The organism is Paenibacillus taichungensis, assembly GCF_003287275.1.
GTDB lineage: Bacteria > Bacillota > Bacilli > Paenibacillales > Paenibacillaceae > Paenibacillus > Paenibacillus taichungensis_A.
Genome location: NZ_QEVW01000005.1, coordinates 411,442 through 425,688 on the forward strand (window position 1 = coordinate 411,442; position 14,247 = coordinate 425,688).

Consider the following 14,247-nt stretch of genomic DNA (forward strand, 5'->3'; position numbering starts at 1 on the left):
ATCTAATTTTATGGAATGTACTGCTGTACAATTTTGGTCACTTTGCCGTCCTGCACAGTGAGGTGATACGGGAATACGGACAGATCGATAATATTGGTATTCTCATACAAGGATTCGAACTTGCTGAGCGCCACTGATTCATTCCATTGAATGTTGGTACCCGACACTGTACCATCACGATCATACAACTGCATCAACACTTCAGCATCAGCACTTACTTCTACCTTTTCCTGCTCTTTGCTATCATTAACAATATAATAACCATCAGGAGCACCATCTATACCGGAGTCCGGATTGCGTTGTTCAAAAACTTTATCAGCCTCAGCACCTTGGTACCAGCCAATCTTGTCTACAATCAAGTACAATTTACCATCCTCATGCTGTATGTCTTCCACATACGCTGTAAACATCTCAGAGTTTGCAGCCTGCGCTTCTTTGGCAGAAGCCTGTACAGAGTCCCTGCTCCCCTCAGCGTTCGCTGGTGTAAGCAAATATGTAGCAAGTACAATCATGCCAAGCAATGCAACAGCCGCACCCAGCATTCGTAATTTCCATTGTTTCGCCGCGTTCTTCATAGGCAGCATCTCTCCTTATTATGAACGTTACTATTCCTTAACCGGAAGGCTTTCTCTTCAAACGCTCATCTGAATATTTAATCTTTCTTTCTACTATCCCTATCATACTGGGTGTACACGCTGCAAAAGTATCAGCCAGATGAAAAATAGTTACAATAGGTGTCATCAAAAAGAGACCCCGAATGCAATGGCATCCAGAGTCTCTGTTGGCTTAGCTTTTAGTTTCAGCTCGATCTTAATGATTCGGGGTTGAACCTTGTGCCAGACGCACTAGCATATGAGCCAGCATATGGCGCTCTTCCTCTTTCCCGACATTCCACAGTTCTTGCAGCAACTTCTCCTCACGGTTACGCGGCTCTTCCCGGGCAGCCAAATAGTCCGCTACTTTCTCAGCAATTTTGGCCATCTGCTCCTCACCCAGTCCAATCGATTCTCCCATTGCAATTCGTTTGCCCAGATATTCTTTGAAGGCATCAAAATTCTGTAAAATCTGTTCCCGTTCCTCCGGTGCAATCTTATCAATCGCATTGTCTACTTTGTCCGTTGAAACTTGGCCATCTTTATGGATAACATGATTTTGTTCGTTCATCTGAAAAACCTCCTTGAGAATACTCGCTATGTGGAATGTAAGCAAAATGCTTAATCATACCAGGTTATCTATAATATAAACTTCTCACCGGAGATTAATCAGACATTTCTATCCTTTATCCATCTACTGCTTCCTCAGAAATGCTTCGTAATCGCCATACTGCCAGAGCTCCCCACATATACAGTATGGCACTCAGATAAAATAATACATCGATCGTCAGCCAATCAATCAGCACACCGCCAATAATAACCGCAAATCCTGACGCGGCGGATGTCCAGAAATGATAGTTGCCTACAGCTGATCCCCGTTGCCCAGCAACCGTATAATCGGCGAGCAGCACCCGTTCACTCATCCGCTGCATCGCATTGCATATGCCCATCATCATTTGCAGCAGCAGCACCCAGATGTAGGATATGACCCAAGGGAATGCAATCATGGCCGCGGCCATCCCTACCGAACTTACAATGAGCCACTTCTTGGCGTGTCGATCCATCCGGGAAGCGAGCCATTGTGAAGCAGCAGCCGAGCTGATTGTAAATACGGCAAAGGCAAGCCCATATTTGGAGAAGCTGTTACCCAGATTTTTGAGAAACAAAAGATAATACGGATAAATCATGCCCGAAGCGAGCGTAACAATACTTTGAGATCGAACAAGCCACTTGATATTCATGGATGATTTCCTCCATACTGCTCCATAAAATAGTTCATAAAAAGATGATTGGGGTCAACCTTTTCTTTGGCTGCAAAAAACTCACTCTTTCGTGGATAAGCCTGTTCGAATTGCTCTGAAGTTGCATAACCTGCATAGGGCAGATAATATGTTCCGTTATATCGAAGGACGGCATCTATCAGCTGCTGCATACTGTCTTTGAACTTCCCTTGTTCTTCCTCGGACAATGAAGCGTGAAATAAACAGACAAGACCGAACATATCCTGTGTTGCATAGGAAAGTACAGCTTCTTCATCATGCTTCACATACCTGACTGTAATGTTAAGCAGATCCAATTGCTCCTGGGATACAATCTCACCCATCTCCTGAACAAATGCGGGAAAGGCATCAACCGGAATAAAATATTCCTGCAGCAAATCATTTTCACCGGGCTGATGATACTCCATGAAGGCAGACGCAGAAGCCATCGCATTGTTGCGGCTAATCATCTTGCCATCCTGTGACTCGAAGTACCGCTGTTGAAGCGGCCAAAACCAGGCCCGCCCCCATTCGAATTCACGGTTCAGATTGAACAGGAGTTTGCTGGGAAGCACGCCACTTTCACGTTCATCCAGATGATTATAATCTTCCAGTGAAGCCGTTGGATCAGAGGCATAATTCAATGCGTACATCTCGTGAAAGTAGCCTTCACCGGGCTGAATTGAAATTCGGGCCAGATGCATTCGCATCATCGGGTCTCCCAGGATATTCTTTTGAAAATAAGACGGGTAGTCCTCAACCTGCACCTGCTCAGTTGTGAGACGATAGACTTCGTCATCCGTTAACTTCAACGTAACGTCCAGAATCACGCCAAACAGTCCGTAACCCCCGAGTACAAGCGGGAAAAGCTCTGTATTCTCGCTGCGACTTACTTGCCTAATCTGACCATCTGCCGTCAAGAGATGAAAGGAATCGACACTTTCAATTAAGGAACCTTGATGAAGCTCTCGACCGTGCGCATTCACACTGATAGATCCGCCTACAGTGAAAATATTTTGGGACTGCATATTTTTGACCGCCAGTCCATATGGGTTAATGGCTCGCTGTACGTCAGACCAGGTCGCCCCAGCCTGCACACGTACCTTTTTGGCATCGGTATTAACTTCCAGCACTTTGTTATACGAAGTCATGTCTATGACAATGCCATCTTTATAGTAGGTGTGCCCTCCCTGACTATGACGCTGCCCGGCAATCGAGATCGTTAGATTTCGCTCTCGAGCGTCCTGAAGCAATTCAACGAGCTGCTGTTCTTCATGACCTTCGACCACACGTTCAACCTTTACCGGATGAAGGCGGCTGTAGTCGGTAATCAGATATGGATTCTGATCATCGCTATCCGTTCTCCAATATGTCCACACACATAAAGCAAGAAGTAACAGGAGCATGCTCGTTTTTTTGAACAGATGAACTCCTCCTCCCCTAACACATAGCGTTTCAATTTGATTCAATTGGTTAATCGTTTACATATAGATTACAAGGATTGGATATGTTAAGGAACACCTTAAACATACCTGAATAAGGAGGGATTTTCCATGAATGAATATAAAAAAGAGCGAAAAAACAAAGATCTTGAGCCAGGTGTTAATACAATTCTACACCCAGATCCGGACAATCCCGGCCCAACCGACATGATTGAAGAAGCCGTAGGAGAAATCGTAGACAATATTACCCATCCTCACAAAGGCAAAACGGCCGAGACCCGCGATACAAACAGCAAATAAATTAATTCAGTCCATCCTTATAGAAGCGGTTTACATGTAACGCAAAAAGTCCTCCAACCTTAGTCATAACGGTCGGGGGACTTTAAATTTTTTTCTATCGAGAGGAGCTTTTCACCATCTGCATTTGAATATGCATCTTAATCTGCTTATTAATTTGTGTTTAAATCTGATTCACCTTGTTTTCCTTTTTCATCTGTTGCAATGCCTTGTGAATCCAGATCGCAGCAATCGAACCTTCGCCCATGGCAACCGTAGCTTGTTCCGCATGCAGACCCAGATCCCCGGCAATCCATACATTAGGCGCGGCCAGCATACTACGCGGGTTGGCTTCCACGTGTTTATTATCCGCAATGACGGCTCCAAGCTGCTCTGCCAGTTCATAATGTACACGATTGCCTCCAAACGCAATGAATCCACGCTCTGACTCATAAATCTGTCCATCTTCCGTCAGTACACCCGTAATATGACCATCTTCCATCTGTTGCACTTCTTGGACGGCGGCCTCAAGGTAACGAACTCCTGCCTCTTTCATGCTTCGATGAAGTTCAGCGGAGATTGGCGACTGCTCATGGTTGATATACAATAACTCATTGGTACGTTGAATCAAAACCATAGCCATGTTTGCACCGGCTTCGCCTGCACCCAGCAATATCGTGCGATGATCCTGAATCTCATATCCATCGCAATCCGGGCACACATATACTGTTCGTCCCAACGTAGGCCTCAATCCCGGAATGGCCGGTATCCTGTCCGTTAGTCCAGTTGCCAGTAAGACTGTTTTTGCCATATATTCAGAGCCGGAAGAGCCGAACAATTGAATCTGTTCTCCCCGGCGTCCTGCCTTAATGATACGGTCTTTCTCAAAAGACACTCCAGTCCGTTCTGCCTGCATTCTGCCTTTGGAGCGCAGCTCTTCACCAGATACTCCTTCAGGAAAACCAAGAATATTATGATAGGTTCGGCATAACGTTGACCTGCCTTCTCCTGCGTCCACTACCAATACCCGATGGGAAGAATAACGACCCATCTGAATAGCTGCCTGAAGTCCTGCGAGTCCTCCACCTACTATGATGCAATCATACTCTCGCATGCTCCATCTCCCTCCTATGCTTCTATCTCTTCTATGTTATTGGACAGTTCACTATCCTTCTATCCATTTACACCGTTCAACCAAAATCAAACGTGATCCATTACAACTTAGCTTTTACCAAAATAAAACAACCCAAACCATCCGTCTGAATAACGGTACGTTTGGGTCGGTTTTAGGAAGGATTATAATACCGGAATTTAGAAAATGTATGATTCAAATCGTGAAGCATTCGAAATGGCATTCCATACATCTGCCGTCTCTCCGCCCATATACCAGTATGCCAATCCCGCAATGTTACGTTCTCCGCTCATCATTACTTTCGCGGATAATGAACGACTGTCCTCTGCCCATATATATCTCGGTGTCCCATTACTGTTGTAGCCGATGATATATTGGACCAGATCTGCATCCCATCGTCTCACGGAACCTGAAGCTCGCGCACGAGTTCCCTGTTCTGCCAAAGTGATGTCCCATGAACTGGCTGCCGGATTAACAGAAGACCAATCCCGTGTATATAAAGGCAGGGCGAGAATTGTTTTGGCGCGAACTACCTCAGCGAGCATCGTATCCAGAGCCCTTTCAACCCAAGGAAGAGATGCCACAGACCCTGCTTGCGGATCGCCGTTCCAGTGCTCTTCATATCCCATCAGTACCATGTAATCCGATACGGCGCCCAATTGCGCATAATCAAATGCATCGGTCCAGTCTGTCCCCAGGTCGGGTGATACATCCACGGATACAACAGCGCCCAGTGCGTGCAAAGCCGTTGTCAGGGAAGTAATAAATGCAGTCATTCCTTCACGATCAGCTGGCAGTACGTTTTCGAAATCCACGTTAATGCCATCCAGTTTATATGTTTTCACAAAAGAGGTGACCTGTGAGATCACTGAAGCCCGGTTGGCTGAGCTCGATAACATCTGGTGAGTAAGGTCCGGGTTCGAACGATTGCCTAGCAATGGCCATATCTGTCGGTCTGTAGCAGCTGCCCAGGATAATAGCGACGTGTCCGTAAGATCTGTGACTTTCATGCTGCTATTCAGGAAAAACCAACGGGGAACTAGTGTATTTGCTTCCGATTGTTCAATCTGTTTCTTGAACTCAGCTGTAGAGGCGTTATATTGCCATCCTAGCTGAATACCAAGCTGATCCTCGCTTTTCAGCTGATCTGACCAGGTTTTCTTTTGCAAAATGGCATCCAGCATCACTGCTGCCTCTTCTCTGGTCACTTGGTCATGCGGGCGAAACTTGCCATCACTGCCACGCATCAAACCAAGCTGATATACAGTCTGCACATAAGGACGCGCCCATTCGGATATCTTAGCTGCATCGTCATACGTGGATGACAGGAGATTCGTTGATTTGGAGGATTGTTTCAGCATCCTCACCAGCAGTGCAGCCGCTTCTTCCCGCGTAATGGAGGCGTTTGGCTGGAACACGCCCTGACTCTTGCCCTCAAGTATGGAAAGATTGGTCATGGCTGCAACGTTACCGTAGTACCAAGCGCTCATGCTAACATCGTTATAAGGATTAATATTGTTTTTAACAGGTTTCAAACCTAGCAGTCTCACAGCAAATGTTGCAAATTCAGCACGAGTGACTGCCTTTTTGGGTTCAAACGTATTCTCGGAGGTTCCAGCAGCAATTCCTGCCTTGACGAGATGTGCAATCGCATCCTTGGCATAACTGGAGGTTGTATCCTTGAACCCCTGCTGTGTCGCTGCTGCCTGAGCTGTGGATTCACCGATGGAGATTGATCCTATCACTAGTACACCGCACAAAATAGCATTCCATAGCTTTCGCCGGGTACGTTTGTTTATTCTATTATTCACATCAAAAAGCCTCGCTTCATTGGAGTACGATCTACATCATCGTATCAAATTGAAGCGAGGCCGTATGTGGTTAAATATTGGGAAATTCGATGAACCAGTGCTCCTCAATTTTTTTATGAATCGAGGTCACATTTGGCTTCAAGCGAAAGTCTTACTTGTGTACTTTTACACGTTGTTCAATCGGTTGGAATTCTTTCTCGCCTGGAGTTGATGTTGGTTTGCCGAATGGCATTTGAGCGATCAGTCTCCAGTTCTCTGGAATGTTCCATTCTTGTTTGACCTTCTCATCAATCAACGGGTTATAGTGCTGCAGGGAAGCGCCCAGACCTTCTTGTTCCAAAGCAGTCCAGATCACCAGTTGCAACATACCGTTAGATTGGTTCGCCCAGATCGGGAAGTTATCCGCATAAGCTGCAAAATTTTGTTGAAGCTGTGCAATGACATTGTTGTCTTCGAAGAAGAGTACTGTACCGTATCCACTACGGAATCCGGCCATTTTTTCAGCTGTGGATTTGAAGGCTTCTTCATTTCCTACCACTTCACGCAAAATTTCTTCCGTGTGATTCCACAGTTTGTCGTGTTGTTCACCGAGCAATACTACGGCACGAGATGTTTGTGAGTTGAATGAAGTCGGAGTGTATTTTACCGCTTCTTCCACGATTTCCTGAATTTTAGCATCCGAGATTGTGGATTCCTTACTGATTCCATAATAAGATCTTCTGTTTTTCAACGCTTCAAAGAAAGATTTAGACACAAATATTCGCCTCCCAAAATGGTATTTCCTAAGTTGCCAACATAGTAACTATAATATAGTAACATACATTAGTCAACAAACTATTTTATACTCACTTAGTGTACATTTATTCGTTTCACATAGCTATTGCATGATTCTGATCACTTGGACTCGCGGTAATCTGCTCGATATTTCTCTTCCGATGACGAATTGCTCTTGGTTTGATCCTTATTCTTCTCTTCCTGCTTTTCCATATTCAGATCTTCCATCGGAATGGGGTCCACCGTCTGCTCTTCTTCATGCCGGTCAAGCAAACTTTCCTGCTCTGTTGGATACTGCTCTGGATTATCATGGGAACGATCCTTATGTGTTTCCTTGTTATTTTGATCCGGTGTGCGCTCTTTCATTCGTGATTCCTCCTCCGTTTTCATTTACCCTTCTTTTACCTTTTCTGTCTGACTTCTAAACACGGAGCAAATATGAGATGAACGTGACAGGGGCATCTATGTCTGAGTCAAATAGAAAAAAAGCCAACCAGAACGGACGGGTTGACTTCATCTACTTGTATTCAGTTCCATTTTATTGATCACCGGGCGAAGCAATGAAATCTCCGAGAGTCAATTTGGCTTCAAAAATGATACTCTCATTCTCTTCATCCAATCTTCCTCGGACCCACACAGCCCCCTCAGTAACCTCTGAACGCTCAACAATCATTTGCTCCTGCATACGAATCTCACGATGATATGAAATTTGCAGACGGATCATACCTGAAGCCAGTTCATCCAGTGTTAATGCATCACAACATATGTCTGCATACCGGGCGTTGTTCATATGACCATTACTATCTGTGCTGCTGTATTGTACAGTTAGACGATATTTTTCCTGCAAGCTGAGTTCAGAGGGGACCGTCACTTTAGCAGGGGCTTCACCTAAGGATAAATCGGGATGCGATTTCACTTCAAAAGGCAAAGCTGATGGTCTGACGACTCTGCGTCTCTTTAGATCGACCAACGCCCAAGCTGTGCGAGCCTCAGACAGATGTGTCCCCTCTCGATCTGTGAGGATATAATCCCTTAACCATGTCACACCTTTATTTTCTTTATGCCATGTCTGCAAGGATACCTCTTCTTCCAATCGGGCTGGGCGTATGATCGTGACATCTGTCGTTAATAGCATCCAGCCCAATCCCTGATCCAGCATCTGCGATACGGTAACTCCCATGCCTGCTAAATCGCGGTCTGCTGCCAGCTGCATATGTTCCAGTAAAGCAGATGCACGACATTGTGATCTGTAATCGGCATCGGCTGATCCAATTTGGTAATCAAGCTTGAATGGTTGTTCAGATTGCATTCAGTAACCTCCTCAGGCTGTGTAGCATGTAAAATCTTGATCCGCAACACTACATTAATCAAACGATCGATGTAATCGACTGCGGTACAAATCAGGTGCACACCCTACACTTTGTTTGAACATTCGACTGAAATGGGATAAACGTTTGAACCCGGCCAGTCGGCTGGCCTCTGTCACACTGATATCCGGCTGGAACTGAAATAGCAGTTTAGCCTGATTAATGCGGCGGTCATACACATATTTAAATATGGTACTGCCCGTCATTTCTTTAAACAATCCTGCCAAGTAAGGCTTGGACAGATGAAGCTCACTTGCCAGATCATCCAGACCAATGTCCTCCATATAATGGGTTTCGACATAACCAATGATATGCTGTACATGCCGCTCCTTCTCGGAAGAGGGAAGGTGGTCCTCGACCCTCCCTCGGCAGATTCCAGCTATAACATACAGCAGGTCACATAAACGAACGTTCATGCGTTCCTCTTTGAAATCCCCCGGATTCACCGTAAGCTGATGCAGACTCAACAGCAAAGCTTCGAATTCGGAGCGAATACTGCCTGTCAGATTGATCCGGCAGTTTCTTAGTTCTTCGAACGGCTTTAGGACTTCGCTCACCCGATCCGGGTGCAGACTGCTGCGGATGGCCGAGGGATCGAAGTGCAGCGTCGTTCGCACATACGGTCTGCCTGGCATGGGATGTGGCCGATGAAGGGTCATGCCATGCATCAGGACCAGATCACCCGGTTCAAGGTTATAGACTCGATCCCCAATCAGATAGGTGCATTCGCCATCATGAAAATAGTACACCTCATATTGCGGATGCGAATGAAATCCGTCCGATGCTCCAGGGTCGTACGTGCTGGTGGAGCGATAGCTATATTCCAGTGGGCCACTAAATTGCATTACACTTGGCACGTTCAAGTACCTCCTGTTCTGGAGAGGGTTTCTTACCATTTTACCCGTTTCACATCATGTCGGATAGTATTGGACGGACTTTTGAAATATAGAAGGCCATGCACATATCCGTTTGTTTGCACGGTAAGTGTCATGGCCTTTTGGGATTGTGAAAGATAACTTACAGTAGCTGTTCAATACTCGCCTGGATCTCGTCAATCGAGTCAACAGGTTCAAAACGTTTAACCACATGCCCTTCGGCATCAATCAGAAACTTCGTGAAGTTCCATTTAATTGCATCCCCATGCAACCATTCCGGTGCTTTGTCCGCAACCATCAGCTTCAGCAGTTTCGCTTGCACATCTGACTCATCAAAACCTGCAAACGGTCCCGATTTTTTCAAAAAGTCATACAGTGGATGCGCTGCTTCTCCATTGACATCCATCTTGGAGAACATGGGGAATTTCACGCCATAGTTAATCTGACAAAAGGACTCCGCTTCTTCACTGCTTCCCGGCTCTTGCTCTGCAAACTGATTACAAGGAAAACCAATGATCTGAAGTCCTTGCTCTTTATATCGGTCATAAAGCTTCTGCATGTCGTCGAACTGATGCGTGTACTTACACTTGCTCGCTGTATTCACGATCAGTACAGGTTTTCCTTCGTATTGATAGAGCGGGAAACGTTCTCCACTCGTTTTGGTTACGCTAAAATCATAGATGGTTGGCATGATATGGGTGCACCTCGCGATGTTATGTAGTTATACAGACTCATATGAATTTCTATTATATACGAAATAGAAGATTCTGTATCGTAAAAAAGAGCCTATAACTACCATAGCGTTACAAGTACATCCATCTCGTTATCGAATTGATATCGTTCATCCCAAATTTTAAAATTAATCAACTCAACATCCGTTCCAACACTTTCGCAACTCCGTCAGAATCATTCGTATCAGTGATCTCTTTCGAGAGAATCTTCAACTCTTCAATTGCATTACCCATGGCTACCGACCAGCCACATATTTCAAATAGCCCGATATCATTAAAATCATCACCAAAAACCATTACATCTTCAACTTTTATTTTCATTGCCTTACATAAAATTCTCAATGCATTTTCTTTGGAGGCTTTGATTGATGAGATTTGAACAAGATTACCATCGTCTGTAACCAAAACATTTAATCTGGATGCAAACTTCTCTTTGAGAAAATCTATATCCTTGAATCCCGTAAAAAGTACTTTTGTTGCAGCAATACCTTTGAGCTCTTCTAATGATTTTATCGTTGGGTTTTCTTTAACTCTCATAAGCGTTTTATAATCATATTCTTTTAAACTAATCCATTGATCCTCCACTTCAAGGCTTAAACCCAGTTCATTGTTAATTTCCATGCCATAATTTATTAATTCAGCAGTGATTGCAGGATTTATGTGTTCATATTGTTGAATACCAGTGTAATTGCAGTGGATATAGGCTCCATTGTAATATATAAAAGAACCGCTATGAAGCAGCTCCTCAGGTAAAAGCAACCTTACTGCTCTTGGTGGACGTGCTGTAGCATAGATAAATCTGATCCCTTGTTTAGAGCATGTCACCATTGCCTCATAATTCCGTTTCGAAATTTGTTTATCTGTGTTGAGTAATGTTCCATCCAAATCTAACACTACTATTGGATATTGTATAGAAATCCCCCCTATGCTACTCAAGTTCACTCTAAACTTTCGTTGCATTATTGAATCGATGTATTCCAAATTCTTTGAAATCCGATGTAAGTATCGCCTCTCTCAGTGGGTACAGATTTGGAGTAAATCTGAGTTCAATTCCTTTCTTAAATAATCTCTCCATTAAACCATCCATGCGGTCTATATGTAGAGGCTTATTAACCTGATAAGAAATGTAGTATCCCGCCGTTGGATCAAAAAGTTCAAAAGTCGTGTCATCGAATTGGTACCTGTACAGGGTCTGATTCATAATACTCGGATACCATGAACTTTCAACCGTAACGATGATATCAGCATCAGAATGCTTGAAAAACTTCTCCCTATTCTCATCACTTAAAGTGTCAGTCTTTTTACAGATGATTCTAGGGCAATCTCTTGGAAAGTAATATGAATATTCATGCTCTTCATCAATAGCCCACACCACTGCTGGAAATTCAGCTCTGTTTTGTTGCTCTCTTGGAATAAAAACATGGATATCTGAAACCTCGCTAAAATGATAAAGCATTCAAGCACCTCACATCATTTAGTGATTCTTAAGCCTCGGAAAAAATGCTTTTACATTCCAACAGCGCTCCACTTCCCGTCACATAAAACGACAGAGGTTTCAATTTGTCTTTCAGGAACGTTCCAGTATCGAGTTAATAACTGCTTCTTCTCATCCGAAGAAACTAGTGTAAAACCATTTTTTAAATAGAATTTTATAGCCCATTCTGCTGAATCCCAGGTTCCTATTAATATCGGTTTGTCGGTTGATGCCACCAGATGAGCCAACAGTTTTGTGCCTATCCCGCTCCCTCGTTGGTGAGTTCTTACATATGCGTGCCTGATTAAAGCAACATCACCTTTATCCTGAATTCCCATAACGCCCCATAATCTATTATTTTCTTCAAAGCCCCAGAATACGACGCCATCACGGATTTCCTGATTCAATTCTTGCAATGGCATATAGGGTTCATGATAGCGATCCTCTGGAATTACACCCTGGTATGCCTTTGCTGCATCATTAATGATCTCAACCATTGCATCTGCGTCCACGCTGTTGCACAATCTGATCATGGCATAAGCCTCCTGAAGGTTATAGTCTATTCATTGAACTATCTTAATGGATATACCAATTCAATAGGTTCATTGATCAATTCCTCTTTGAAAATATAATTATGATCTGCTCCCACAACACATAGAATTTTCTTTCCCGGATTCGAATGATACGTGTTCTTCACACGTTGAATCATGATCTGATTTCGTACAATCCATCTAAAGTTATTTGCTTTTGGATTAATCTGATCCAACCATTCATATTTTTGTTTGGTCATGTTATCAAACGCATCCGAGTTAAAGGGAATCGATCCAACGTCATGTGTATTCATTTGTTTAGCAAACCATTCATCATCGATCTTCTCGAATGCTTTACGCTGTTCTTCTGAGAAGCCATTAAATGGATCAAAATCATTCCAGACATCTAACTCAAACCAGTCAATAGGCACAAACTCTATATTCCGTTCTTCACATAATGGAAAGATAAGCTCCCAATACTCACTAGCTGGCTCCCCCCAATATCCCTTATCCTGTTTATCCTTGATATACTTCTTCCAACTTAGGGGATGCACTTCACCGCAGATGATATCCGGGTTGAATTCTGTAATCAAATCCTCATACAGGGTAAGTGAACTATTATATTTGTCTCTTAATTCTTGGTTATGAATTGTCCCCAAGATTCCAACGACCGTCATTTCATTTCTCCTTTGTAGATGTTATATAATGATTTTGAAATTCCTATGTAAGTCTATAATCTTTTCTTCAAGAAATACTGAATAATTCCTTCCGGGTATTCATCTATCATTCCAAACACTTCATAACCCATCTTCTTGTAAAAATCAGGAGACTGATAAGAAAATGTACTTGTATGTGAAAGTTTGCAGCCCTCACTAACAGCAATACGCTCTGCTTGCATGATTAATGATTTCCCATACCCATTTTCTCTGTATTCTTCATCAATCCAAAAGTTATCAATATATAAAGTATAGCAATACGTAGCACAGAAGATCCCACCAACTGCTTTGCCTGTCTTATCCCTTAGAAACAAATTGATGCTTTTGCCAGGTTTCTTTAACAGACCATTTGTTTCTCTTAGATTGTATTGATAAAGATTACTACAGACAGCATGGTAATCCTCCTCATGATCTTCAAATACAATTTTCAATTCATCGTTAACAGTAGGGTTATTCATTTTATAGATCCTCACGATTTCATAGTATTTGTCTATGATTACATGTTAACAATGTTCAACCTCTTTTTCCAATGATTTCTGAATACCCTTGAGGAATGAAAGCTCAAGCAAAAAAAGGCCGCCTTTGCAGGCAGCCCTTTACTTAATATAAGCTTATTTACGAACGGAGAGAATGAACTTCTCCAGCGATTCTGTATTGGTAATGCTATGATTACATCCTTGGTTCTCCATGCATACGTATTGACCAATGGCAGAATAATTATCCGGCAAAGCGTTCTTGGTCTTGACCGTGAAGAATGCAAGCTCTTGATGCCGATTACAGAATAGGCAGTATCCCTTCTTGTGTGTCGGCGTTATTCTTCCCTCAATACCGATAAACTGTCCTTCGAACGGATACACAACGAATAATTTGTTCGTTGCAATATCTACCCAGCTCAGATACGTTACATATCGAAAATCAATGGATTGTAGATCAGGCATTTTCATCTTTTTGTTTTTCGGAAATAACTTCTGAATTTGTTTCAACGTAATCGGTGGATACAACTCCAGGTATGGTTCTAGTGCTTTCATATACCGTTGAAAATCGTCTGTTGTCTCCAGCGACGAGATTTGCTCCAGCATTTGCTGCTGATCCTCTGTCAGATCCGTAAATGCATCAATGATGTTTGTTGCAGCACTGTATCTAACAGTCTCCAAGACCCTGCGATCCGCGGCGGATTGCACGGTTTTGCGAACAAATTCCGCTTGTCTTTTAATCAAATTATATTGGTGGTTTCTAATAAATGGTGTACTCATAGCTTTCAGCTCCT

At 43.4% G+C, this 14,247-nt stretch carries 18 protein-coding genes; 1 reads left to right on the forward strand and 17 read right to left on the reverse strand.

Features of this window, described 5'->3' with window-relative positions; genetic code table 11:
- Positions 1 to 8: 8 nt before the first annotated feature.
- The 4 genes from DC345_RS06925 to DC345_RS06940 all read right to left on the reverse strand — a co-directional run bounded on the left by DC345_RS06925 (position 9) and on the right by DC345_RS06940 (position 3,258).
- Positions 9 to 575 carry a hypothetical protein gene (locus DC345_RS06925; protein WP_113052482.1) on the reverse strand — a complete coding sequence of 189 codons (567 nt, stop codon included), beginning with the start codon at positions 573 to 575 and terminating at the stop codon, positions 9 to 11.
- Positions 576 to 810: 235 nt separating this feature from the next.
- On the reverse strand, positions 811 to 1,164 hold the full coding sequence (locus DC345_RS06930) for a DUF3243 domain-containing protein (RefSeq protein WP_113052483.1): 354 nt from the start codon (positions 1,162 to 1,164) through the stop codon (positions 811 to 813).
- A 115-nt stretch (positions 1,165 to 1,279) separates the two neighbouring features.
- Positions 1,280 to 1,834, reverse strand: a complete 555-nt coding sequence (locus DC345_RS06935) for an MFS transporter (RefSeq protein WP_113052484.1) — start codon at positions 1,832 to 1,834, stop codon at positions 1,280 to 1,282.
- Entirely contained in the window at positions 1,831 to 3,258 is a 1,428-nt protein-coding gene (locus DC345_RS06940) for an FAD-binding oxidoreductase (RefSeq protein WP_113052485.1), read from the reverse strand. The genes DC345_RS06935 and DC345_RS06940 overlap by 4 nt, the downstream gene beginning before the upstream one ends.
- A 147-nt stretch (positions 3,259 to 3,405) precedes the next feature.
- Between DC345_RS06940 and DC345_RS06945 the strand changes: the two genes are divergently transcribed.
- Positions 3,406 to 3,594, forward strand: coding sequence for a hypothetical protein (locus DC345_RS06945; protein WP_099852957.1), 189 nt, complete (start codon positions 3,406 to 3,408; stop codon positions 3,592 to 3,594).
- A gap of 160 nt (positions 3,595 to 3,754) precedes the next feature.
- Here the strand turns inward: DC345_RS06945 and DC345_RS06950 are convergent, their stop codons facing one another.
- From DC345_RS06950 to DC345_RS07010, 13 genes are all read right to left on the reverse strand, one after another.
- Positions 3,755 to 4,684 (reverse strand): NAD(P)/FAD-dependent oxidoreductase, encoded by a 930-nt coding sequence (locus DC345_RS06950; protein WP_113052486.1) that lies wholly within the window; start codon positions 4,682 to 4,684, stop codon positions 3,755 to 3,757.
- A gap of 197 nt (positions 4,685 to 4,881) precedes the next feature.
- A complete protein-coding gene (locus tag DC345_RS06955) occupies positions 4,882 to 6,513 on the reverse strand; it encodes an S-layer homology domain-containing protein (RefSeq protein WP_258530581.1) in 1,632 nt (543 codons plus the stop codon).
- 151 nt (positions 6,514 to 6,664) lie between these two features.
- Positions 6,665 to 7,267, reverse strand: a complete 603-nt coding sequence (locus tag DC345_RS06960; protein ID WP_113052487.1) for a nitroreductase family protein — start codon at positions 7,265 to 7,267, stop codon at positions 6,665 to 6,667.
- A gap of 140 nt (positions 7,268 to 7,407) precedes the next feature.
- Positions 7,408 to 7,653, reverse strand: coding sequence for a hypothetical protein (locus DC345_RS06965; protein ID WP_113052488.1), 246 nt, complete (start codon positions 7,651 to 7,653; stop codon positions 7,408 to 7,410).
- A gap of 172 nt (positions 7,654 to 7,825) precedes the next feature.
- A complete protein-coding gene (locus DC345_RS06970) occupies positions 7,826 to 8,596 on the reverse strand; it encodes an acyl-[acyl-carrier-protein] thioesterase (RefSeq protein ID WP_113052489.1) in 771 nt (256 codons plus the stop codon).
- A 54-nt stretch (positions 8,597 to 8,650) separates the two neighbouring features.
- On the reverse strand, positions 8,651 to 9,511 hold the full coding sequence (locus tag DC345_RS06975; protein WP_113052490.1) for an AraC family transcriptional regulator: 861 nt from the start codon (positions 9,509 to 9,511) through the stop codon (positions 8,651 to 8,653).
- A 160-nt stretch (positions 9,512 to 9,671) separates the two neighbouring features.
- Complete coding sequence (locus tag DC345_RS06980; protein ID WP_109999975.1) at positions 9,672 to 10,220, reverse strand: glutathione peroxidase; 549 nt, start codon at positions 10,218 to 10,220, stop codon at positions 9,672 to 9,674.
- Between the two features lie 172 nt (positions 10,221 to 10,392).
- Positions 10,393 to 11,154, reverse strand: coding sequence for an HAD family hydrolase (locus tag DC345_RS06985; protein WP_181586517.1), 762 nt, complete (start codon positions 11,152 to 11,154; stop codon positions 10,393 to 10,395).
- Positions 11,155 to 11,203: 49 nt separating this feature from the next.
- Complete coding sequence (locus tag DC345_RS06990) at positions 11,204 to 11,716, reverse strand: DUF6886 family protein (RefSeq protein WP_113052492.1); 513 nt, start codon at positions 11,714 to 11,716, stop codon at positions 11,204 to 11,206.
- 50 nt (positions 11,717 to 11,766) lie between these two features.
- Entirely contained in the window at positions 11,767 to 12,267 is a 501-nt protein-coding gene (locus DC345_RS06995; protein ID WP_113052493.1) for a GNAT family N-acetyltransferase, read from the reverse strand.
- Positions 12,268 to 12,305: 38 nt separating this feature from the next.
- A complete protein-coding gene (locus DC345_RS07000; RefSeq protein WP_113052494.1) occupies positions 12,306 to 12,941 on the reverse strand; it encodes a hypothetical protein in 636 nt (211 codons plus the stop codon).
- Positions 12,942 to 12,994: 53 nt separating this feature from the next.
- Positions 12,995 to 13,438, reverse strand: a complete 444-nt coding sequence (locus DC345_RS07005; RefSeq protein ID WP_113052495.1) for a GNAT family N-acetyltransferase — start codon at positions 13,436 to 13,438, stop codon at positions 12,995 to 12,997.
- Between the two features lie 153 nt (positions 13,439 to 13,591).
- Positions 13,592 to 14,233 (reverse strand): FusB/FusC family EF-G-binding protein, encoded by a 642-nt coding sequence (locus tag DC345_RS07010; RefSeq protein ID WP_113052496.1) that lies wholly within the window; start codon positions 14,231 to 14,233, stop codon positions 13,592 to 13,594.
- Between the last annotated feature and the right edge of the window lie 14 nt (positions 14,234 to 14,247).

What these genes read in the sequence shown, in the direction of transcription:
- DC345_RS06970 (WP_113052489.1), bottom strand. Translation starts at nt 8,596, where the DNA reads ATGCAATCTGAACAACCATTCAAGCTTGATTACCAAATTGGATCAGCC.
- DC345_RS06945 (WP_099852957.1), top strand. Translation starts at nt 3,406, where the DNA reads ATGAATGAATATAAAAAAGAGCGAAAAAACAAAGATCTTGAGCCAGGT.
- DC345_RS06990 (WP_113052492.1), bottom strand. Translation starts at nt 11,716, where the DNA reads ATGCTTTATCATTTTAGCGAGGTTTCAGATATCCATGTTTTTATTCCA.
- DC345_RS06930 (WP_113052483.1), bottom strand. Translation starts at nt 1,164, where the DNA reads ATGAACGAACAAAATCATGTTATCCATAAAGATGGCCAAGTTTCAACG.
- DC345_RS06950 (WP_113052486.1), bottom strand. Translation starts at nt 4,684, where the DNA reads ATGCGAGAGTATGATTGCATCATAGTAGGTGGAGGACTCGCAGGACTT.
- DC345_RS06935 (WP_113052484.1), bottom strand. Translation starts at nt 1,834, where the DNA reads ATGAATATCAAGTGGCTTGTTCGATCTCAAAGTATTGTTACGCTCGCT.
- DC345_RS07010 (WP_113052496.1), bottom strand. Translation starts at nt 14,233, where the DNA reads ATGAGTACACCATTTATTAGAAACCACCAATATAATTTGATTAAAAGA.
- DC345_RS06925 (WP_113052482.1), bottom strand. Translation starts at nt 575, where the DNA reads ATGAAGAACGCGGCGAAACAATGGAAATTACGAATGCTGGGTGCGGCT.
- DC345_RS07005 (WP_113052495.1), bottom strand. Translation starts at nt 13,438, where the DNA reads ATGAATAACCCTACTGTTAACGATGAATTGAAAATTGTATTTGAAGAT.
- DC345_RS07000 (WP_113052494.1), bottom strand. Translation starts at nt 12,941, where the DNA reads ATGACGGTCGTTGGAATCTTGGGGACAATTCATAACCAAGAATTAAGA.
- DC345_RS06995 (WP_113052493.1), bottom strand. Translation starts at nt 12,267, where the DNA reads ATGATCAGATTGTGCAACAGCGTGGACGCAGATGCAATGGTTGAGATC.
- DC345_RS06980 (WP_109999975.1), bottom strand. Translation starts at nt 10,220, where the DNA reads ATGCCAACCATCTATGATTTTAGCGTAACCAAAACGAGTGGAGAACGT.
- DC345_RS06940 (WP_113052485.1), bottom strand. Translation starts at nt 3,258, where the DNA reads ATGCTCCTGTTACTTCTTGCTTTATGTGTGTGGACATATTGGAGAACG.
- DC345_RS06965 (WP_113052488.1), bottom strand. Translation starts at nt 7,653, where the DNA reads ATGAAAGAGCGCACACCGGATCAAAATAACAAGGAAACACATAAGGAT.